Raw genomic sequence first — 20,882 nt, 5'->3', positions numbered from 1 at the left:
CCCCCTCTCCCGAGGGGGCTTTCCGATTCAGCTAAAGCTGAATCTCTTGGAGACTTCAGCCTCAGCCGATGGCGGGAGCTTGCAGAGCCACAGGAGTGGACTCAGCAGCAGCCAGGTCGAGAGGGAAGTTGTGAGCGTTGCGCTCGTGCATGACTTCCATGCCGAGGTTGGCGCGGTTCAGCACATCAGCCCAGGTGTTCAGGACGCGGCCCTGACCATCAAGGATGGACTGGTTGAAGTTGAAACCGTTCAGGTTGAAGGCCATGGTTGACACGCCAAGGGCGGTGAACCAGATGCCGACAACGGGCCAGGCAGCCAGGAAGAAGTGCAGGCTACGGCTGTTGTTGAACGACGCGTATTGGAAGATCAGGCGACCGAAGTAACCGTGGGCAGCCACGATGTTGTAGGTCTCTTCCTCTTGGCCGAACTTGTAGCCATAGTTCAGTGAATCGTTCTCGGTTGTTTCACGAACCAAGGAGGAGGTCACCAGTGAACCGTGCATGGCGGAGAACAGTGAACCACCGAAGACGCCAGCCACACCAAGCATGTGGAAGGGGTGCATCAGGATGTTGTGCTCGGCCTGGAACACCAACATGAAGTTGAAGGTGCCAGAGATGCCCAGGGGCATGCCGTCAGAGAAGGAACCCTGACCGAAGGGGTACACCAGGAACACGGCGGAGGCAGCAGCCACAGGTGCGCTGTAAGCAACGCAGATCCAGGGGCGCATGCCGAGGCGGTAGGAGAGTTCCCACTCGCGACCCATGTAGCAGAAGATGCCGATCAGGAAGTGGAAGACAACCAGCTGGTAAGGACCGCCGTTGTACAGCCACTCGTCGAGAGAAGCAGCTTCCCAGATGGGATAGAAGTGAAGGCCGATGGCGTTCGAGGAGGGAACAACAGCACCAGAGATGATGTTGTTGCCGTAGATCAAGGAGCCAGCAACGGGCTCACGGATGCCGTCGATGTCGACGGGGGGTGCTGCGATGAACGCAACAATGAAACAGGTGGTGGCAGCCAGCAGGGTGGGGATCATCAGCACACCGAACCAGCCCACATAGAGGCGGTTGTTGGTGGAGGTGACCCACTCGCAGAACTGCTGCCAGCCATTAGCGCCGGAGCGCTGCTGAATGGTGGTGGTCATGAGAACGGGAAAGAATGTCTCCGAGGAGACGGTTACGGAAGGGCAGGAAGCCCTGCCAAGCATGATTGTAAAGCAACATTGCGCAAGATGTCGCTTGCTTTATGAAGCCGACGTGAAGAACCATTGAGACCTCGCTCAGGCGTTCTCAGGGACGTGGTTGTTAGCGTCCAAGCCATGCAAGGCCTTCTGCAACCGCCTGAGCTCCTGACTCAGCCCAAGCGTTCCGGCGAGAGGGTGCTGCTGGTCAGGCTGCCTTGCAATCCCATTTTTCCGATTGGCCCGATCTATCTGGCTGATCACCTGCACAAGTGTTTTCCAGGAATCCCGCAGCGGATTCTCGACTTGGCGGCGTTGCCGGTTCTGGACGTGCACCGGGTTCTGCGCATCACGATTGACCAATTCCGCCCGACACTTTTGGTGTTTTCCTGGCGGGACATTCAGATCTATGCCCCTGTTGATGGTCGGGGTGGCAACCCACTGCAGAATTCGTTTGAAGTCTTCTACGCCCGCAATCCCCTGAAGCGATTGCATGGTGCATTAGGTGGACTCCGCCTGATGACCAGTCATTACGGAGAACTCTCCCGCAATAAGGCTTTGGTGCGCAGAGGGCTTCGTCAAGCAAGGCGTCATCGCCCTGAAGCCAGGGCCGTGCTTGGCGGCGGCGCTGTCAGCGTGTTTTACGAACAGCTCGGACGTTCTCTGCCTAAAGGAACGATTGTGTCCGTGGGCGAGGGCGAGCCTCTTCTGGAGAAACTGCTTCTCGGTCAATCACTGGATGGAGAGCGCTGCTTCGTTGTTGGTGATCCCCCTCGGCCGGGGCTGATCCATGAGCAACCGGAGAGTCGACCGAAAACGGCATGCGACTACGACTACATCGCCTCGATTTGGCCTCAGCTCGACTGGTATCTCGAGGCCGGTGATTTCTACGTCGGAGTGCAGACCAAACGTGGCTGTCCCCACAACTGCTGTTATTGCGTTTACACGGCTGTGGAGGGCAAGCAGGTTCGTCTGAACCCTGTTCAAGCAGTGGTTTCGGAGATGCGTCAGCTCTATGACAGAGGTGTTCGAGGCTTTTGGTTCACCGACGCTCAATTCATTCCGGCCAAGCGCTACATCGAGGACGCCAAGGAGCTGTTACGTGCCATCAAGGCTGAGGGTCTGACCGACATCCGTTGGGCTGCCTACATCAGGGCCGACAATCTGGATCCAGAACTGGCTCAGCTGATGGTGGAGACCGGGATGAGCTATTTCGAGATCGGCATCACGTCGGGGTCGCAGGAGCTCGTGCGCAAAATGCGGATGGGCTACAACCTGCGCACGGTTCTGGAAAGTTGCAGGATGCTGGCGGACGCTGGCTTCCGCGACCATGTGTCGGTGAACTATTCGTTCAACGTGATCGACGAGCGTCCGGAGACGATTCGCCAGACCGTTGCTTATCACCGTGAGCTGGAGCGCATCTTCGGCGCAGATCTTGTTGAGCCCGCGATTTTCTTTATCGGGCTGCAGCCCCACACCCACCTTGAGCAGTACGGATTCGATCAGGGTCTGATCAAACCCGGTTACAACCCCATGAGCATGATGCCCTGGACGGCGCGCAAGCTTCTCTGGAATCCAGAGCCGATGGGAAGCACGTTCGGCAGAATCTGTTTAGAGGCTTTTGACCTTGATCCTTCCGATTTCGGCCGAACCGTGATGTCACTGCTTGAGAGGGATTACGGCGTGGCTCCTCTGCAGGAAGCACTCCGTGCACCGCTTCAGGGTCGTGCTGCTTTGGCCAAAGCCGTGAGCTGAAGCCAGAGCAGAACGCTCAGAGCAATGATTCCCACCAGCCCGCCCAAGGGGTTGGCATGGGCACCACCGGGGCCGATCAGCCAGTCGGGAGCACTGGGTGAGACCTGTAGCAAGCCTGAACGCAGTGCGAACCAGCCGCCGACCAGACCTCCATGTAATCCGACACAGCCCCATAGGCAACCGCTGTCCAGGCGCCGTTGCACGGCAAGAATGAGACCAAGCAGCAACAATCCTGTCAGTAGACCGACCATTGGCAGAAAACCCTGATCAAATCGGGTGTGCGCGAGGCTGAAGATCACGGCCTGACCAATGACGGCTGTGCGAGGACCGGTCAGGGCGTTGAGCTCTCCCCATAGCCAGCCCCTAAAGAGCAGTTCCTCAGCTAATCCGAGTCCCAAGCAGAGCAACAAGGCGTTGATCACATCACCCGTGGTGAGCTCTCCGAGCCAGCGTCCCCAGGACCCCAACAGCAAAGGCAGGCAAATCAGGGCTAGCAGACCAGCGGAGCGCAGCAGACCCTGGATCAAGCAGGATCCGGCTGATGACTCACCGCGGCGGCTGCGAACTCCAAGGGTTAGCCAGGGCTGGCGACTGTTCCAGCGTTGGCGCACCCAGCTGGGCAACACCAGGATGAACAGCACGAAGGTGATGACGGTGCCGATCAACGAAAGCCGTGGGGGTGAGGACCCAGGGAGCAGGTAGGCGATGGGTTGTGCCATCAACCATCCCAGTCCATACAGCGCGGGAATCAGGATGATCGCCGTGACCCAGCGGGGTTGGTGGCTGAGCAGACCACCCCAGGCTTCGGCAATGGGTTTAACGATTACTCCTCCGGCTCGATCGTGCTGGTGAGCCCCTTGCCCTTGAGCGTTTCGCAATAGAACTCGGCCGGCTCCAGGTCGCAGACGATCACAAGACCCACGCCTGTGTTGTGAGCTTCAAGCATGACGGCCATGCAGTCTTGCTCGCTGAGTTGGGGCACCACCTGGCGCAAGGTGGTGACCACGTACTCCATGGAGTTCACAGGGTCGTTGTGAAGCAGCACTTTGTACCGGGGAGAGCGCTTGGACACCTTTTCCGGTGCCTTGTCCAGGACGGCCGCTCCACCTGGACTGCGGCTGGGGGTATCCACCGCCATGACCATGGTTCTCACAGACAAGGAATCTAAAGGGACTGGAAGCACAGCTGGCGAATCAGAGGGCCTTGATCCGCGCCATGGCGCTGTCGACATTGTCTCGGCTGTTGAAGGCAGAGAGGCGGAAGTAACCCTCTCCGGCTGCGCCGAAGCCACTTCCCGGGGTGCCGACCACATTCGCTTGATTGAGCAGATGGTCAAAGAAGCCCCAGGAGTCCATGCCATCCGGAGTTTTGATCCATACGTAGGGAGCGTGCTCCCCGCCATAGACGGTGAGGCCAGCGGAATTGAGTTCGCGACGGATGATCGCGGCGTTTTCCATATAGAAGGCCACCAAGCCTTTGACCTCTCGCTGGCCGGCATCGGAGTAAACGGCCTCTGCCCCACGCTGAATGATGTAGCTCACACCGTTGAACTTGGTGCTTTGTCTGCGGTTCCAAAGGCCCCAGAGTTCAACCGCTTCACCAGCGGAGGTTTTGCCTTTGAGTCCCTTGGGTACAACGGTGAGCGCGCAGCGGGTGCCGGTGAAGCCTGCGTTCTTGGAGAACGAGCGGAATTCAATGGCGCAGTCGCGGGCTCCCTCGATCTCGAAGATTGAGTGGGGAAGACTCGGGTCCTGGATGAAGGCCTCGTAGGCGGCGTCGAACAGGATCAGAGAGCCGTTGGCGCCGGCGTAGTCCACCCAGGCTTTCAACTGCTCCTTCGTTGCGACGGCTCCTGTGGGGTTGTTGGGAAAGCACAGGTAGATGAGGTCCACAGGTTCGCTGGGGATCTCGGCCGTGAAGCTGTTGTCGGCACTGATGGGCAGATAAGTGAGACCGGAATAGCGACCTTCGTCACCGGCATCGCCGGTGCGACCGGCCATCACATTGCTGTCTACGTAAACGGGGTAAACAGGGTCTGTGACGGCGATCTTGTTCCCGGCCCCGAGAATGTCCAGGATGTTGCTGCTGTCGCATTTGGAGCCATCGGAAACGAAGATCTCCTCAGCGCTGATGTCACATCCGCGGGCCTGGAAGTCGTGCTTGGCGATGGCCTCCCGCAGCCAGCCGTAACCCTGTTCAGGGCCGTAGCCGTGAAAACCTTCAGCGGTGCCCATCTCATCGATGGCTGATTTCATCGCTTCACGACAGGCCTGGGGGAGCGGTTCCGTGACATCGCCAATGCCCAGGCGAATCAACGCTGCATCGGGTTTGGCGGCAGCAAAGGCCTTCACCCGACGTCCGATTTCAGGGAACAGATAGCCCGCCTTGAGTTTGAGGTAATTGCCGTTGACCTGAACCACAGAAAGACCGATTTCTGCGGGCATCCTGCTACATACGATGAAGGAAGTCGGGTCGGAAGACCGTGACCGTCGCGTTGAATCCATCCACCGCGCCTGTGGCGTTTGACGAGTTGGTGGATGCGGGCATCAACAGGCCCGCTCGCTATATGGGCCATGAGCTGGGTGTGGAGCCCAGGGACTGGCATGCCGCCCGGGTTCGCTGGGCACTCACCTATCCCGAGCTTTATGAAGTGGGCTCCAGCAATCTGGGGCACATCATTCTCTACTCGATTCTCAATGCCTTGCCTGGGCAGGTCTGTGATCGCTCCTACCTGCCTGCCGCCGATCTCGCCGAACGCCTCAAGCAGCGTGAGCAGGCGCTGTTCGGTGTGGAGAGCCGCTGGCCCCTCAACGCCTTCGACATCCTTGGCTTCAGCCTGAGTTATGAGCTGGGCGCCACCAACATCCTGGAGATGTTGGATCTCTGCAGGGTTCCGATCCGAGCGGCAGACCGTGGTGACTTGCCGCTGAGTGACCCTCAGGCTCCGCCGCTGATCTTTGCTGGAGGGCCAACGGCCACCAGTAATCCAGAGCCTTATGCCGCCTTTTTCGATTTCATCGCCTTGGGTGATGGTGAGGAGCTGTTGCCGGAGATCGGACTGGTGCTGGCCGAAGGCAAGCAGGCAGGACTGACGCGCTCGGCTCTGCTGCTTGATCTGGCCATGGTGCCAGGGGTTTATGTGCCGTCTCTCTATGCCCCGGGTCTGGATGGAGTCAGCCTTGAACCGCTTAAGCCAGAACTCCCCAAACGAGTGCTGAGACGGGTCGCCACGCCGATGCCCCATTACGCCATGGGTCTGGTTCCCCACGTGGAAACGGTCCATGACCGACTGACGGTGGAAATCCGACGGGGCTGCACCCGTGGCTGTCGTTTCTGCCAGCCGGGCATGCTCACGCGGCCGGCGAGGGATGTGGAGCCCGAAGCCGTGATCGAGGCCGTTGAAACGGGAATGCGGCAAACGGGCTACAGCGATTTCTCACTGCTGTCGCTCAGCTGCAGTGATTACCTCGCTCTCCCGGCAGTGGGAGTGGAGCTTCGCAATCGGCTTGCGGATCGCAATGTCACTCTTCAGCTCCCTAGCCAAAGGGTGGACCGTTTCGACCAGAACATCGCCCACATTCTCGGAGGTGCACGCAAGGCAGGGCTCACCTTCGCTCCCGAAGCCGGTACGCAACGTCTGCGCGACATCGTCAACAAGGGGTTGACCGACGATGACCTGCTGCAGGGCATCCGTACGGCGATGCAGAACGGATACCGCAAGGTCAAGCTCTATTTCATGATCGGGCTTCCAGGAGAGACCGATGCCGATGTGCTCGGCATCGCCGAAACCTGTCGGATGCTTCAGGAGTGTTGCCGTGATCTGGGCCGCCTTAGCCTCAATACCACCATCAGCAACTTCACACCGAAGCCCCACACTCCTTTTCAGTGGCACAGCGTTTCCACCAGCGAGTTTCTCCGTCGTCAGCAACTGCTGCGTGATGCAGGTCGACGCCTTCGAGGTGTGCGCTTCAACTTCACGGATGTGCGCCTGTCGGCGATGGAAGATTTTGTGGGTCGCGGAGACCGGCGTCTGGCGCCTGTGATTGAAGCGGCCTGGCGTGCCGGCGCAGGCATGGATGCCTGGTTCGAGGCCCTGGATCGCACTTACAACGCCTGGACTAGTGCCATTGCCCAGGCCGGGCTTGAGGGGAGTTACCGGCAGATGGAGCTTGGTGGCTGGAGTGCAGTGTCGGCGCTGGATCGTGATGATCTTGAGGCGTTTTGCCGGCAACCCCTGCCCTGGGATCACATCGACAGCGGCATCGACAAGGGCTGGCTTGCCCAGGATCTGCAGCATGCGCTTGCCTCGAGTGTTGTGCCCGACTGCTCTTTTGAAACGTGCAGCAGCTGTGGCGTTTGCGGCCCTGATCTGGGCCATAACGTTGTGGTGGCGCCACCTGCAATTCCAGTGGCCAGGCCTCAGCAGGCGCCACCGAGTGAGCGTGTCTGTCGTATTCGCTTTCGCTTCAGCAAAACTGGAGCGATGGCCTTGCTCAGCCATCTGGATCTAGTGCGTCTTCTCGAGCGAGCACTGCGCAGGACCGAGCTGCCCGTGAGCTTCACAGGTGGGTTTCATCCATTGCCTCGGCTTCAGCTCGCACTGGCGCTGCCTTTGGGAGTGGAAGGGGGAGGCGAATGGATGGATCTGGAATTTGTGGAGACAGTGGACGCGTTGATGGTCAAAGAACGTTGGCAGCAGACGTTGCCACCGGGATTGCATCTGATCACGGCTGAGGAGGTGGCCGTGTCATCTCTCAGCCTGGCTCAGCAGGTGCGAACCAGCCGCTGGCGTTTTGTGCTGAGTGGCTCTGAGCTGCTGTCGCAGAGTGATTCCGTCGATTGGTCGCAGGCCATCGCGGCTCTGCTGGCACAGAACGAGATGATCTGGGAGGACACCGACAAGAAAGGGCGTCCGCGTCGTCGTGATGTGCGTGAACTGCTCCAGGATCTGCGCCTGCTGGAGCAGCTTGAGCCCTCCTCGGAGGATATTGGCGCCAGAGCGGAGCTGGAGCTGCTTGCTGCCGTTGATTCCCAGGGCCGCAGTCTTAAGCCTGCTCAGTTGCAGTTCTGGCTCTCGCAATCTCTGGGGTTTGACTTGTCACTCTCCCGTGTTCGACGGGTGGAGCTGACTCTGCTGCAGTGCTAAATTCAATTCAGGACTTCAATCCAGAGGCTTGAGCCACGGATTCGTCCCGGCCTTCTTGTCCCAATCATTGTTTGGAACGAGAGGCCTAGGCCTCCGCTCCTGCCAGCGCCCCCGCGCTGATGTTGATCGGCCATAGGAGTGATCCACTCCGTGCCATTTCGACCCCAGGGTCTTTTCAAAGTAATTCCAATTCACCCCCGATCGATGAGCCCAGTGGCTCACTGACCGGTCACTGCCCTGACGGGCGTCGTCAGTTTCTGTTTATGCCCCAGCAAATCGTCATCGCCGAGCAGCTGCGCATCGCGGCGGTTCTGTCCGATGACCGTGTTGATGAGCTGATCGTGGCGCAAGGCCGCTATCAGATCGGTGACGTTTACCTCGGAACGGTGGAGAACGTGCTTCCGGGGATTGACGCCGCCTTTGTGAACATTGGTGAGAGTGAGAAAAACGGTTTCATCCATGTGAGCGACTTGGGCCCGCTGCGCCTTAAAAAAGGTGCTGCAGGGATCACTGAGCTGCTCGAACCGCGCCAGAAGGTGCTCGTTCAGGTGATGAAAGAGCCCACCGGCACAAAGGGCCCACGTCTCACCGGCAATTTGGCTCTTCCAGGCCGTTATCTGGTGTTGCAGCCCAGTGGCCAGGGTGTGAATATTTCCCGTCGTATTGGCGCCGAAGGGGAGCGCAATCGCCTCCGAGCTCTCGGGGTGCTGGTGAAACCGCCGGGTGCGGGTCTGCTCGTCCGCACGGAAGCAGAGGGCATCAGTGAAGACCTGCTCATCGACGATCTCGAATCCTTGCTGCGTCAGTGGGAAGCGATTCAAAAAGCAGCCGAAACCGCTTCGCCTCCCGTTCTGCTCAACCGGGATGAGGATTTCATCCATCGGATTCTCAGAGATCACACCGGCCCTGATCTGGCCCGCGTGGTGCTGGATGACGCCGCAGCTGTTGATCGAGTGACCAGCTTCCTGGGGCAGGAAGGGGCGAACGTTTCAGTGGAGGCACATACCGAATCCGACGAGCTGCTTGAGCACTTCAAGGTGAATGCGGCCATCCGTGATGCTCTGAAACCTCGGGTGGATCTTCCCTCCGGCGGTTACGTGATCATCGAGCCCACCGAGGCTCTCACTGTGATCGATGTGAACTCGGGCTCGTTCACCCGTTCCGCCAATGCCCGTGAGACAGTCCTCTGGACCAATTGCGAAGCAGCTGTCGAGATTGGACGGCAGTTGAAGCTACGCAACATCGGAGGCGTGATCGTCGTCGACTTCATCGACATGGATTCCCGTCGCGATCAGCTGCAGTTGCTGGAGCATTTCATGACGGCGATGCGGGATGACACGGCGCGCCCTCAGATCGCCCAACTCACCGAGCTCGGCTTGGTTGAGATGACGCGCAAGCGTCAGGGCCAGAATATTTATGAGTTGTTTGGTCGAGTCTCCCCTGGTTACGAGGCAGTGCTGCCTGGCAAGGATCTTCCTCAGCCTCAAGCTGCCGCCACAGGTCTGGTGAGATCGGCGACATCGGCGCGTGAGGAAGTCGTGGCTCCTGCTGACTCAGGAGGCGGCCGCCGCCGACGTGGTGGCCGCGGCCGGGTGAATGGATCCACGGAGAACAAGCTGGTGGATCCGACCCTTGAGGCGACGGTGGCCGGTGAATCCACATCGGATGCCACCGAGCCCGCAGGCGCCAACCGCCGTCAGGATCCTGAACTGGTCGCTGTCCCGATGGACGATGACCAGGAACGGGTCTTTGGCTGGTTGGGACTGAATCCAGTGCTTCTGTTGGATCCACCTCCTGAAACTGACAACCTTCTCGTGCGGGTGGTGCGACCGGGAGAAGATGCCGACGCGGTCCTGGAAGATGCACGTCAGCAGCTGGCGGCCAGTTCAGGTCGCCGCCGTCGTCGCGGCTCCCGCGGAGGTCGAGGTGGAGCACGCAATGGCTCAACCGCTCCCGCACCTTCGCCTGTGTCGGCCACGGAAACTGCTGAAGAGGCACCACTGCTGGTTGAGATCACCCCATTGGAGGGAACTCCTGCCAACGATGCTCCGACAGCGTCGCGAACGGTTGCTGCTCCTGAGTCACAGGTTCCTGAACCCGTTGCAGCAGCAGTTGCCGAGCCTGAGAAGCCGGCTGAAGAGGCCCGCCCTGGCCGTCGTCGTCGTCGGTCTTCCGCCACCGCCGAGTGATTGCTGGTGTCGATGAGGTTGGCCGTGGATGCTGGTTCGGGCCTGTCTTCGCTGCCGCGGTCTGCCTCACTAATTCTGCCGCGAATGCACTCTCCGATCTCGGCCTGACGGACAGCAAAGCCCTCTCCCCCAAGCGCAGAGCTGCGCTGGTTCCCGAGATTGAAGCTCGAGCCACCAGTTGGGCCCTGGGCCAAGCGGCTGCGCGTGATGTGGATGCGAAGGGGATCAGGGTGGCGACGGAACTCGCCATGCTCCGCGCTCTTCAAAAACTCCCCCAGGTTCCAGAGTTGGTGCTGGTGGATGGGGTATTGCCCCTACGCCTCTGGACAGGACCTCAGCGCACCATTGTGCGTGGTGACAGCAGTGAAGCCTCGATTGCTGCCGCCAGCGTTCTGGCAAAGGAAGCTCGCGATGCCTTGATCCGTCGCCTGGCTCGACGTTTCCCTGGCTATGCACTGGAACGCCATGCCGGATACGGCACCGCTCAACATCGAGCGGCCCTGCTGGCTTCAGGTGCCACTCCGATGCATCGTCACACCTTCCTCACCAAGGTGTTCGCCATGGTCTGAGCGCCGATCTGAACCTGTTGTGTCCTCAGCTGGTGATTGCAGTGCCCAGTCCTGAAAATCACGCACCAGCTGTCGCCCGACCCGACCTTTGATTGTCATCAGGATGCCGTTCAGGATCGACTCGCCGGTGCTTTCCAGCACCCGTTTGGGAATCAGCTTCAGCAGTGGTGGCTGACTGACGTTCACTCCCAGTTTGGCCTCGCCCTGCAAGCCGTGATCCGTCACTTGCAGTTGTGCTTCCAGGCTCAGCTGGAAATCATCCACAAGCCCAAGCCCTTCAAGCGTGGCTTCAGTTGCCTGGATGGAGATCGTTCCATCACCCGGCTCGATTTTCAGGGATACGACAGGACAGACCTGCAGTTGAAACACCTGAAGTGTGGTGACCGTGTACCGGTAACGACCTGGACCGATCCTGTCGAGCTGACGCGCATCCAGAAGAGCTTTGATGACTCGGTCTTCCTGTTGCAGGTAGCTGCGTAGGGGCTGGGTCTGGTTGGCGACCGGCAGATCGAGATGCTGACTGGCGCGGAAGGCAAGGGTCATGCCCCTTGTGCTGACGCGGCATGATCCTATCGATGCAAGTGCTTGGATCCATGCCGATTCGGATGGCGTTTCTAGGGCCGAAAGGCACTTATGGCGAGCGAGCGGCCAAAGAGATGATCCGGCTCGAACAGATCAGTGATGCTGAGTTGGTTCCATGCACTGGGCTGCGTTCAGTGGTCGACCACGTGGCGGATGGTCGTTGTGAGGCTGCTGTGGTGCCCGTTGAGAACTCTGTGGAGGGTGGTGTCACGGCCAGTCTTGACGCTCTCTGGTCTCATCCCGATCTGTGCATTCGACGCGCTTTGGTTCTGCCGATCCGCCACGCCCTGCTCAGTAGTGGTTCCATTGAGAGCGTCACGGAGGTGCTGTCTCACCCCCAGGCACTGGCGCAATGCAGCGGCTGGCTGGCAACCCACTTGCCGCAGGCGCTGCAACTGCCGACCACATCCACTGCGGAAGCAGCGCGGATGGTGAAGGGCAGCCGTTTCAGAGCAGCGATTGCAGATCGGTCCGTTGGCGAACTGCAGGGTCTCGAGGAACTGGCGTTCCCGGTGAATGATGTTGTGGGCAACAGAACCCGCTTTCTGCTGCTCCATCGCGGCGAGCGTCTGCGCGGAGGTCAGCTCGCCAGCCTGGCGTTCTCTCTGCATCGCAATGCTCCTGGGGCCTTGATTGAAGCTCTGCAGGCGATTGCTGGCCTGGGCCTGAATATGAGCAGGATCGAGTCGAGACCGTCGAAACGTGAATTAGGTGAGTACGTGTTCTTTGTGGATGTGGAGTTGCCAACCTCCGGCGCGGATGTCGTCCTGACAAAACTCCAGACCCTTTTGAGCCCTCTGTGTGAGCATCTGGCTGATTTCGGCGCTTATCCCAGTTCCGAATTCAACTAATCAGCGGCGAGGCGGAAGACGCCGAACTGCATCATCCCCTGAGCGAAGGCCCAGCGCATCAACATCATCGTGGGCGTTTCACGTAGCCCCTGGAGCAGGGCGGGTGGGCCGAGTCTGAGCACCGCCGACGGGCGGCGAAATCCCTCCAGGATCGATTCGTTCCAAGACGGAAGAGTCGCCCTGGTCCAGTCGTCAGTGTCGATTAGCCCCCTGCGCTGACTGCTGCACTCCAGGTTGTGCTGGAACCCAGGGATGCTTGCAAATTCGGGATGAGCCCACTGAGTCAGCAGCTGGTGCATCACCCAGCGCTCGCGGGCATCCAGAGCACCGTCGCGAGGATCGCGACGGTTCCAATCGGCGACAGCCAGAGCTCCACCTGGTTTCAGAACCCTCAGAAGTTCGTCTGCGAACTGTTGCTTATCTGGCATATGTGGGCCTGCCTCCACACTCCAAACCCCTTCGAATTCAGCGTCCGCAAGATTCAGGTTCAGTGCATCCATGACCTCAAAGCGGCAGGACAGGTTGTCCGGCGTTAGATCGGTGGCCCGTTGGATCTGTGCGGGACTAATGCTGACCCCAAGCACGTTAAAGCCGTACTCCTTGGCAAGAATCCTGGCGCTGCCGCCAATCCCGCAGCCCACATCGAGCACCCGTGAGCCGGGAGGCAGACGATCCAATCCACTCCAATGCACCAACTCGTGCACGAAATCGGCTTTGGCGCGGCGGAAATCCCGTCGCTTTGGTGGATCACCGTAATGTCCGAGATGCACGTGCTCACCCCAGAGGGTCTCGAGCAGACGATCTTCAGTCCAGGCGTCATAGGCAGAAGCGACGCTTTCACTGGAGTGGTAGGTCCGACTTTTTCGAGTCCAGAGTGCGTAGGCGCCCGCAGCGGCTGCGAGCCCAATGACGGCCGGAATCAGAACAGTGGAGAGAGACATCAACCGTTGCCGGAATCGGCGGAGGAGAGGGTGTCGCGCAGCACGGTTCGTGCTGCCAGCTGGCGACGGGTTTCATCGAGCATTTCGTACTCCTGTTCGAGCCGGATCCTGGTGCTCGTGAGCTCCAGAAGTTCCTGCTGTTGATCGGCCACGGGACCACCGAGGTGAGCGCCGATCCAGAACGACAGTTCCCTCGGAAGGTCGGGCAGATCGTCGGGCAGTGCGGTGGGGGAGTCGGTGAGCTTTCCTGTCAGCTCGACCACATCTCTGAGCGCTTTGGTGACGGAATCACTGAGGGTATGGAGCTGATCGAGATCGCCTTCCGGCTCATCCTCAATCCAGCTCACCATCGCAGTGCGAAAGGGAGTCTCGCGGGTCACATTCAGCACTCTGAAACGCTGTTGCCCAAGCGTCACGATGTTGCTGCGGCCGTCGTCGCCTGTCTGATGCTGGATCACTTCGGCACAACAGCCGATGGACGCCATGCTTTGGCTGCGGGGATCCCAACGAACGACACCAAAACGTTGATCGGTCTCGAGGATGCTTTCCAGCATCATCCTGTAACGCGATTCAAAAATGTGCAGCGGCAGTACGTCGCTGGGGAACAGGACGACATCCGGCAGAGGAAATAGGGGAAGCTCTCTGACGGACAGGTCAGCCACGCATGAAATTGCTGAGGAAACGAATCCTAGACAGCTGACCGAATGAGCGTGCTCAGCTCAGAGCTTCACCTCGATATCCACGCCACTGGGTAGATCGAGCTTCATCAAAGCATCGATGGTCTTCGCGGAAGGGCTGTAGATATCAATGATGCGGCGGTGGGTGCGGGTCTCGAAATGTTCGCGTGAATCCTTGTCTACGTGCGGGGAGCGCAGCACGCAGTAGATCTTGCGCTTGGTTGGAAGAGGAATGGGGCCGATGGCAGTTGCTGCTGTGTTATCGGCCGTTTCAATGATTTTGTCGCAGGACAGATCCAGCATGCGGCGGTCAAACGCCTTCAAACGGATGCGGATCTTCTGCTGGGCAATTGCAGTGGACATGAAGCGCGAAGAAATCTCCTAGGGAGATCACGAGAGGTGGATTGTCGAGGTGCTGATTGAACGTGTCTAGGCAGCGTTCAACTCATCTATGAATGCTAAGGGATGGCCTGACAGCGGTCAGACCATCCTTGCAATCATCCCGGTGAGATCAATCGATGATCTTGGAGACAACGCCTGCACCGATGGTGCGACCACCCTCACGGATGGCAAAGCGCATGCCCATTTCCATGGCGACTGGGCAGATCAATTCGCCAGTCATCTGGATGTTGTCACCGGGCATCACCATTTCCACGTTGCTGCCATCTTCAGCGGTGAATGCGGTGATCTGACCGGTCACGTCCGTGGTGCGGATGTAGAACTGCGGGCGGTAGCCAGCGAAGAACGGGGTATGGCGACCACCTTCTTCTTTTTTGAGGACGTAAACCTGACCCTCGAACTTGGTGTGAGGAGTGATTGAGCCAGGCTTCACGAGCACCATGCCGCGCTCGATGTCTTCCTTCTGAATGCCGCGGAGCAGCAGACCCACATTGTCTCCAGCCATGCCCTCATCGAGCAGCTTGCGGAACATTTCCACACCGGTAACGGTGGTTTTCCGAGGCTCTCTAATGCCGACGATTTCAACTTCTTCGCCAACCTTGACGATGCCACGCTCAATACGGCCTGTCGCCACGGTGCCACGGCCGGTAATGGAGAAGACATCCTCAACAGCCATCAAGAAGGGCTTGTCGACTTCGCGCTCAGGCTCAGGGATGTTGGAGTCAACAGCCGCCATCAGCTCTTCAATTTTGGCTTCCCACTCAGCCTCACCTTCGATGGCCTTCAGTCCGGAGACCTGAACCACGGGGATATCGTCGCCGGGGAAGTCGTAGCTGGAGAGCAGTTCGCGGATCTCCATCTCCACCAGTTCGATGATCTCTTCGTCATCGACCATGTCGCACTTGTTCAGAGCAACCACCAGGGCGGGCACGCCCACCTGCTTGGCCAGCAGGATGTGCTCTTTGGTCTGGGCCATGGGGCCGTCGGTGGCGGCACAAACGAGGATGGCGCCGTCCATCTGAGCGGCACCCGTGATCATGTTCTTCACATAGTCCGCGTGGCCAGGGCAGTCCACGTGGGCGTAGTGACGCGAGTCAGTCTCGTATTCGACGTGAGCGGTGTTGATGGTGATGCCGCGCTCGCGCTCCTCGGGAGCACCGTCGATATCGGCATAGTCCTGGACCTCTGCCTGTCCCTTTTTGGCGAGCACGTTGGTGATCGCGGCGGTCAGGGTTGTCTTGCCGTGGTCAACGTGGCCGATGGTGCCGATGTTGACGTGGGGCTTGTTCCTTTCGAACTTCTCGCGTGCCATTTTGGTTAAAGAATCGGGGGTGGAATTAAAGGAGGGTAGAGATCAGGAATTGCCCTGATTCTTGGAAATGATGGCCTCGGCCACGTTGCGAGGAACATCCTCATAGTGGCTGAATTCCATCGAGAAAATACCCCGACCCTGGGTCATGGATCGGAGCTCGGTGGCGTAGCCGAACATCTCGGCCAAGGGCACCTTGGAAGAGACCTTTGACGTGCCATCGTCAATTGCCTGACCTTCGACCTGGCCCCTGCGGGAGGACAGGTCGCCGATGATCGAGCCGAGGAAATCCTCGGGGACCTCGACCTCGACCTTCATCATCGGCTCAAGAAGCACTGGGTTGCACTTCTTGACCGCATCCTTGAAGGCCATCGAACCGGCAATTTTGAATGCCATTTCCGACGAGTCCACATCGTGATATGAACCGTCGATCATGGTCACTTTGACGTCGATCATCGGGAATCCGGCGATCACGCCGGACTCACAGGTCTCCTTCATGCCCATTTCGGAGGGCTTGATGAATTCCTTGGGAACGACACCGCCAACAATCTTGTTGACGAATTCAAAGCCGGATTCGGGTTCGCCCGGCTCCATTTCGATCACGACGTGGCCGTATTGACCCTTACCACCGGTCTGACGAGAGAACTTGCCCTCGCCTCGTGATGAGGCGCGAATGGTTTCGCGATAGGAAACCTGAGGAGCGCCGATATTGGCTTCCACTTTGAATTCGCGCAGCATCCGGTCGACCAGGATCTCCAGATGGAGCTCTCCCATTCCGGCAATCACGGTCTGGCCAGTTTCTGAATCAGTTCTGACCCGGAAGGTGGGATCTTCTTCAGCCAGTGAGACAAGAGCTTTGGAGAGTTTCTCCATGTCGCCCTTTGTTTTGGGCTCGACTGCCACGGAAATGACGGGTTCCGGAACAAACAGAGTCTCAAGAACAATCGGATCTTCCACGGAACACAGAGTGTCACCGGTGGTTGTGTTCTTCAGACCAAGAACAGCACCCAGATCGCCGGCGCGCAGTGCATCGACTTCTTCACGATCGTCGGCCTTCAGCACCACCAATCTGGAGATGCGCTCTTTGCTGTCTTTAGTGGAGTTGAGCACATAACTGCCCTTCTCGAGCACACCGGAGTACATCCGCACAAAGGTGAGCTTGCCGTAGGGATCAGCCATGACCTTGAAGGCCAAAGCACTGAAGGGGGCTTTGTCGTCGGACGGACGAACGGCTTCCTTGCCGTCTGGCAGCACACCCTGAATGGGGGGGACGTCAACAGGGGCGGGAAGGTAGTCGACAACTGCGTCGAGAACAAGCTGCACACCCTTGTTCTTGAAGGCGGAGCCACAAAGCACAGGCACGAGACCATGCTTCAGAACGCCTTCACGAATGCCATTTTTCAGTTCATCAATCGAGAGCTCACCGGTTTCCAGGAATTTCTCAATAAGGTTTTCGTCGTTCTCGGCAACGGTTTCCATCAGGACGTTGCGCCATTCATCCACCTGATCCTTCATGTCAGCAGGAACATCGGTGACTTCGATGTTCTGACCGAGGTCATCTTTATAGATGTGTGCCTGGTTGGCCACGAGATCAATGATGCCGCTCAGCTCGCCTTCAGCGCCAATGGGCAGCTGAATCGGAACAGCATTGGCTTTGAGGCGATCCTTGATCTGACCGTGGACCTTGAGGAAGTCTGCACCAGTGCGGTCCATCTTGTTGACGAACACCATCCTGGGAACGGAATAGCGATCGGCCTGTCGCCAGACGGTTTCTGACTGAGGCTGGACGCCTCCAACGGCGCAGAACACAGCGATCACACCATCGAGAACACGCATAGAGCGCTCCACCTCGATGGTGAAGTCCACGTGACCAGGGGTATCAATGATGTTGATCCGGTGGTCTTTCCAGCTGGTGGAAATGGCCGCAGCCGTGATCGTGATGCCCCGCTCGCGCTCCTGGGCCATCCAGTCGGTCACCGCTGCACCATCGTGCACTTCACCGATCTTGTGAACCACACCTGAATAGAACAGGATGCGCTCTGTCGTGGTGGTTTTGCCCGCATCAATGTGGGCAGCGATACCAATATTTCTGACGCGTTCCAGGGGAAAGGCGCGAGCCACAGGAAACTCCGGGGTGGGGCGTAAAAAGGCGGTGAGATCCTACAGGTCCGCCCTGAGCAAACGAGGCTTCAGAGCGGTGTTGGATCAGTAGCGGTAGTGAGCGAAAGCCTTGTTGGCTTCGGCCATCTTGTGGGTTTCTTCGCGCTTGCGAACGGCACTGCCGGCTTCATTGGCAGCGTCCATTAGTTCACCAGCAAGCTTCTGAGCCATACTGCGGCCGTTGCGAGCACGGGAGAAGCTCACAAGCCAGCGCAGAGCCATGGCTGTGCCGCGCTCCTGGCGGACTTCCATGGGGACCTGATAGGTGGCACCGCCGACGCGTCGGGCACGTACTTCTACAAGAGGAGTCGCGTTTTTCACGGCCGTCTCGAAGAGTTCGATGGGATCGCCACCGGTGCGGTCGCCAATCAGGCTGAAGGCATCGGACAGGATTCGCTGTGCCGTGGACTTCTTCCCATGCTTCATCAGCCGAGCCACAAGCATGGTGGCGAGTCGATTGTTGAACTGGGGATCGGGGAGAACCGGGCGCTTGACGGCGGCGTTACGGCGTGACATGGACTGTCAAATGAAAAAGGAACGGAGAAGGGTGAAGGTGACGGGCAGATCACGATCCTGAAAGGTGGATCGTTGGCGATCATTCCTTCGGAGACTTGGCGCCGTACTTGGAACGGGACTGACGACGGTCCTTGACTCCTGCGGTGTCAAGGGTTCCGCGAATGATGTGGTAGCGAACTCCAGGCAGATCCTTGACGCGACCGCCGCGGATCAGCACAACCGAGTGCTCCTGCAGGTTGTGGCCGATGCCGCCGATGTAGGCGGTGACCTCGAATCCGGAGGTGAGGCGCACACGGGCCACTTTGCGCAAAGCCGAATTGGGCTTTTTGGGAGTGGACGTGTACACACGGGTGCAAACACCACGGCGTTCGGGGCAGGCTTTCAGAGCTGGCGATTTGGTTTTCGCCTTTGAGCTCTGACGCTCGGTCCGGATCAGTTGCTGAATGGTTGGCATCGACGGTCGCGTAGCGGCCGGAGATCCGACCTGTTCGACAATCCACCACAATACCGGTTCGACCTGCCCGATCTGATCAAAGGCGGCTGAAAGCGCTGCCGCAGGCGCAGCAACGCACTGCATCGCTGCTCAGGATCAGAAAGCCTCCGCCACTGATGTCGCTTCGATAGTCAAGTGTCAGCCCCTCCAGCAATGCCTGCTGGGCATCGGGAACATGCAGGGTCACTCCCTCGGCCCGAGCGGCGGGTATTCCATTGAGGCTACCTGGCTGTAGACGGATGACATTGCGCTCACAGTGCCCTGCCGTGAGATCCAGATGCATCACTCCGGGGGTGCCTGCAACAGCGGCCTGTCGCCCCAGTTCGGCGGCTGCAGTTGCGGTGATTTGCAGCGTGGAGCCCATGGACCGATGCTCGGGAAGGCGTCCAGTGTGCCAGCTGTTGTTCAGTGGCGAACGAGCCCAAGACCGTTCTGAACCCTGGGCGTCACGCCGCGTCCGGTCATCACCGTTCGATTTGCTGCTAGAAGCGTCGTAGAGCTCCCACCGTCAAGGTTGAGGGCATCGAGCATGCCCAGCTGCTGAAGGGCCAGCGTCGTTTCCAGCAGCGTGGGATCACTGCCTGAAGTGCCCTTGAGTGTCATCAGCCATATACGACTGCGGTCTTGGGCGACGACCGTTCGAGGAGCTGCAAGGGACAGGAATCCGGCACTGAAACCTTCCTGACGACCGCGCAGCACAACTTGACCATCTTTCATCAGAAGTGGTCCTCCAGCCAGGACTTGCGGTTGCTCTCCGACTGGATTGGATGGCTGCAGGCTGATGCTGACCCGATCACCAGGTTGAGCGGGAAGCGGTGTTCCAGCGCGCGACACGATCAGGGACGCTCCGGGTGTCAGAGGAACCCCCCGGCTCAATTCGGCGCGATTGTGGAGGTTGATGGTGACGCCATCCTTCACGGTGATGGCCTTCTCCTCGCCGCTCAGGGCCTTGTAGACCGGCCCCCATGCCCGGGTGTAGCGACTCAAGCCTCGTTGCACATAGCCACTGTTGAGAAACCCCAGGCCCCAGCGACGGCCTCCATTGATCTGCATGGACTGGTCGAGGCGCAGACGGTTGAACAGAAGCTTTTGTCCTGCTGTCCAGCCGATCGCTCCCCGGTTGAGAATGGGTCCTGAAAGCCACGTTCCATCGACACGCAGGGCGCCCAGGGGAAGCTGACGAACCCGATTGAAGAACCCCCCATTCACGGCCAACAAAGCCTGTTCATGCTGGGCCAGTTGGCTGAGAAATCGAATCCCGGTTTGTTCGCCACGAGCAGCGAGTGGTCGCAGTTCGAGCGATTTGCTGTTGAAGGGAACACCTGCCCTGAAAATTGTCACCGGTTTTACCCCCACACGAAACGTGCGGGCTTCCAGCACCAGCCCGTTGCGGCGTGCCGCTTGGATCTCTGGGTTGAGCAGAGCCGACTGCAATCCATTCCTCGACGAACGAACTCGGGTGGTGCGGGAGCTACTCAATCCATCAATCACAATCCGCCAGGGTGTTGCAAGAGTGAGCGTCGGACGATCGGCTCGTCCCTCGATTCGCAGACCTTGCCTTTCGCGTTTGGTCTTCAGGCCCATTGCATGCAACTTGGCGTCCTGGGCGGCAGTGATCGACACCCCGAGTAATAGGTCGTCGTTCTGCCGTTGCATCAGCGCAGGTCCGCTGAGATCGAGGACCAGTCGCCCCGCTGTGCTCCCGCGGCCCTGACGCAGCTTCTGAACCCTGGGTGCTTCCAGTGAAATCGACAGGACACCCTGTCGATGGCTGCTGGCGACATTGAATCGCTTGAACCAAGGTGCTGCGTCAATCGCTACCTCATCGTCCAGAGAGCGCTTGATCAGTGTTTGTAGAGGGACGCGTTGACCAAACCACTCCAGTGCTTCCCCTCCTTCACTACGAACCCGCTGGAAGCCGAGTCGACCGATCAGCACATCCAGAGGGATCCAGAGCTGGATTGGTGAGCGTTGGTCGTTTCCGACCCACTGCCATGCCCCCTTGGATGCAAGGCCTGCGACCTTCACTTCGCTGCCGTTCACCCGGTCGGCTGTGCGCACTTCGGCAAGCGGGACTGGAGGAGGAGGCGACAGGAACATCCGCTGACGCTAGCTGGG

At 59.1% G+C, this 20,882-nt stretch carries 19 protein-coding genes; 5 read left to right on the top strand and 14 right to left on the bottom strand.

Annotated elements, in window-relative coordinates; all coding sequences use genetic code 11:
- Window positions 1-61: 61 nt before the first annotated feature.
- A complete protein-coding gene (gene psbA, locus SIB42_RS00975; RefSeq protein WP_066904623.1) occupies window positions 62-1,141 on the bottom strand; it encodes a photosystem II q(b) protein in 1,080 nt (359 codons plus the stop codon).
- 174 nt (window positions 1,142-1,315) lie between these two features.
- Here psbA and SIB42_RS00970 point away from each other — a divergent pair, with 174 nt between their 5' ends.
- Window positions 1,316-2,932 (top strand): photosystem II high light acclimation radical SAM protein, encoded by a 1,617-nt coding sequence (locus SIB42_RS00970; protein WP_067095181.1) that lies wholly within the window; start codon window positions 1,316-1,318, stop codon window positions 2,930-2,932.
- On the opposite strand, the gene SIB42_RS00965 is transcribed toward SIB42_RS00970, so the two are convergent.
- From SIB42_RS00965 to SIB42_RS00955, 3 genes are all read right to left on the bottom strand, one after another.
- On the bottom strand, window positions 2,896-3,651 hold the full coding sequence (locus SIB42_RS00965; RefSeq protein WP_082825047.1) for a type II CAAX prenyl endopeptidase Rce1 family protein: 756 nt from the start codon (window positions 3,649-3,651) through the stop codon (window positions 2,896-2,898). The two genes, SIB42_RS00970 and SIB42_RS00965, sit on opposite strands and share 37 nt — an antisense overlap.
- 104 nt (window positions 3,652-3,755) lie before the next feature.
- A complete protein-coding gene (gene clpS / locus SIB42_RS00960) occupies window positions 3,756-4,076 on the bottom strand; it encodes an ATP-dependent Clp protease adapter ClpS (RefSeq protein ID WP_067095183.1) in 321 nt (106 codons plus the stop codon).
- Window positions 4,077-4,125: 49 nt separating this feature from the next.
- Window positions 4,126-5,352, bottom strand: coding sequence for an LL-diaminopimelate aminotransferase (locus SIB42_RS00955; protein ID WP_067095571.1), 1,227 nt, complete (start codon window positions 5,350-5,352; stop codon window positions 4,126-4,128).
- A 146-nt stretch (window positions 5,353-5,498) separates the two neighbouring features.
- Between SIB42_RS00955 and SIB42_RS00950 the strand changes: the two genes are divergently transcribed.
- The 3 genes from SIB42_RS00950 to SIB42_RS00940 all read left to right on the top strand — a co-directional run bounded on the left by SIB42_RS00950 (window position 5,499) and on the right by SIB42_RS00940 (window position 10,836).
- Window positions 5,499-8,078 (top strand): TIGR03960 family B12-binding radical SAM protein, encoded by a 2,580-nt coding sequence (locus SIB42_RS00950; protein WP_231856419.1) that lies wholly within the window; start codon window positions 5,499-5,501, stop codon window positions 8,076-8,078.
- A 263-nt stretch (window positions 8,079-8,341) separates the two neighbouring features.
- Window positions 8,342-10,267, top strand: coding sequence for an Rne/Rng family ribonuclease (locus tag SIB42_RS00945; protein ID WP_067095574.1), 1,926 nt, complete (start codon window positions 8,342-8,344; stop codon window positions 10,265-10,267).
- On the top strand, window positions 10,264-10,836 hold the full coding sequence (locus SIB42_RS00940; RefSeq protein ID WP_067095190.1) for a ribonuclease HII: 573 nt from the start codon (window positions 10,264-10,266) through the stop codon (window positions 10,834-10,836). Before SIB42_RS00945 ends, SIB42_RS00940 begins: the two co-directional genes overlap by 4 nt.
- Here SIB42_RS00940 and SIB42_RS00935 read toward each other — a convergent pair.
- Window positions 10,777-11,379: a DUF1997 domain-containing protein gene (locus tag SIB42_RS00935; RefSeq protein ID WP_082825040.1), complete on the bottom strand. Its 603-nt coding sequence runs from the start codon at window positions 11,377-11,379 to the stop codon at window positions 10,777-10,779. The genes SIB42_RS00940 and SIB42_RS00935 overlap by 60 nt on opposite strands.
- A gap of 50 nt (window positions 11,380-11,429) precedes the next feature.
- Between SIB42_RS00935 and pheA the strand changes: the two genes are divergently transcribed.
- The gene (gene pheA, locus SIB42_RS00930) at window positions 11,430-12,269 is read left to right on the top strand and encodes a prephenate dehydratase (protein WP_067095577.1); all 840 of its coding nucleotides are present in this window, start codon (window positions 11,430-11,432) and stop codon (window positions 12,267-12,269) included.
- On the opposite strand, the gene SIB42_RS00925 is transcribed toward pheA, so the two are convergent.
- From SIB42_RS00925 to SIB42_RS00885, 9 genes are all read right to left on the bottom strand, one after another.
- On the bottom strand, window positions 12,266-13,210 hold the full coding sequence (locus SIB42_RS00925) for a methyltransferase domain-containing protein (protein ID WP_067095193.1): 945 nt from the start codon (window positions 13,208-13,210) through the stop codon (window positions 12,266-12,268). The two genes, pheA and SIB42_RS00925, sit on opposite strands and share 4 nt — an antisense overlap.
- Window positions 13,210-13,872 carry an LON peptidase substrate-binding domain-containing protein gene (locus SIB42_RS00920; protein WP_067095196.1) on the bottom strand — a complete coding sequence of 221 codons (663 nt, stop codon included), beginning with the start codon at window positions 13,870-13,872 and terminating at the stop codon, window positions 13,210-13,212. Before SIB42_RS00920 ends, SIB42_RS00925 begins: the two co-directional genes overlap by 1 nt.
- 57 nt (window positions 13,873-13,929) lie before the next feature.
- Window positions 13,930-14,250: a 30S ribosomal protein S10 gene (gene rpsJ / locus SIB42_RS00915; RefSeq protein WP_006042265.1), complete on the bottom strand. Its 321-nt coding sequence runs from the start codon at window positions 14,248-14,250 to the stop codon at window positions 13,930-13,932.
- 148 nt (window positions 14,251-14,398) lie between these two features.
- Window positions 14,399-15,598: an elongation factor Tu gene (tuf, locus tag SIB42_RS00910; RefSeq protein WP_067095199.1), complete on the bottom strand. Its 1,200-nt coding sequence runs from the start codon at window positions 15,596-15,598 to the stop codon at window positions 14,399-14,401.
- Between the two features lie 42 nt (window positions 15,599-15,640).
- Window positions 15,641-17,716 (bottom strand): elongation factor G, encoded by a 2,076-nt coding sequence (gene fusA, locus SIB42_RS00905; protein WP_067095203.1) that lies wholly within the window; start codon window positions 17,714-17,716, stop codon window positions 15,641-15,643.
- A gap of 84 nt (window positions 17,717-17,800) precedes the next feature.
- Window positions 17,801-18,271, bottom strand: a complete 471-nt coding sequence (rpsG, locus tag SIB42_RS00900; RefSeq protein WP_066904590.1) for a 30S ribosomal protein S7 — start codon at window positions 18,269-18,271, stop codon at window positions 17,801-17,803.
- A gap of 79 nt (window positions 18,272-18,350) precedes the next feature.
- Window positions 18,351-18,725 (bottom strand): 30S ribosomal protein S12, encoded by a 375-nt coding sequence (gene rpsL / locus SIB42_RS00895; RefSeq protein ID WP_066904579.1) that lies wholly within the window; start codon window positions 18,723-18,725, stop codon window positions 18,351-18,353.
- A 76-nt stretch (window positions 18,726-18,801) separates the two neighbouring features.
- On the bottom strand, window positions 18,802-19,128 hold the full coding sequence (locus SIB42_RS00890) for an AIR synthase (protein WP_067095206.1): 327 nt from the start codon (window positions 19,126-19,128) through the stop codon (window positions 18,802-18,804).
- Between the two features lie 41 nt (window positions 19,129-19,169).
- Window positions 19,170-20,864 carry a phosphodiester glycosidase family protein gene (locus SIB42_RS00885; protein ID WP_067095209.1) on the bottom strand — a complete coding sequence of 565 codons (1,695 nt, stop codon included), beginning with the start codon at window positions 20,862-20,864 and terminating at the stop codon, window positions 19,170-19,172.
- Window positions 20,865-20,882: the final 18 nt, after the last annotated feature.

The sequence above is a fragment of the Synechococcus sp. MIT S9508 genome (assembly GCF_047303045.1).
Classification (GTDB): domain Bacteria; phylum Cyanobacteriota; class Cyanobacteriia; order PCC-6307; family Cyanobiaceae; genus Synechococcus_C.
The sequence above is the reverse complement of the archived record's forward strand: the minus strand, read 5'-3'. Positions and strand labels throughout refer to the sequence as shown.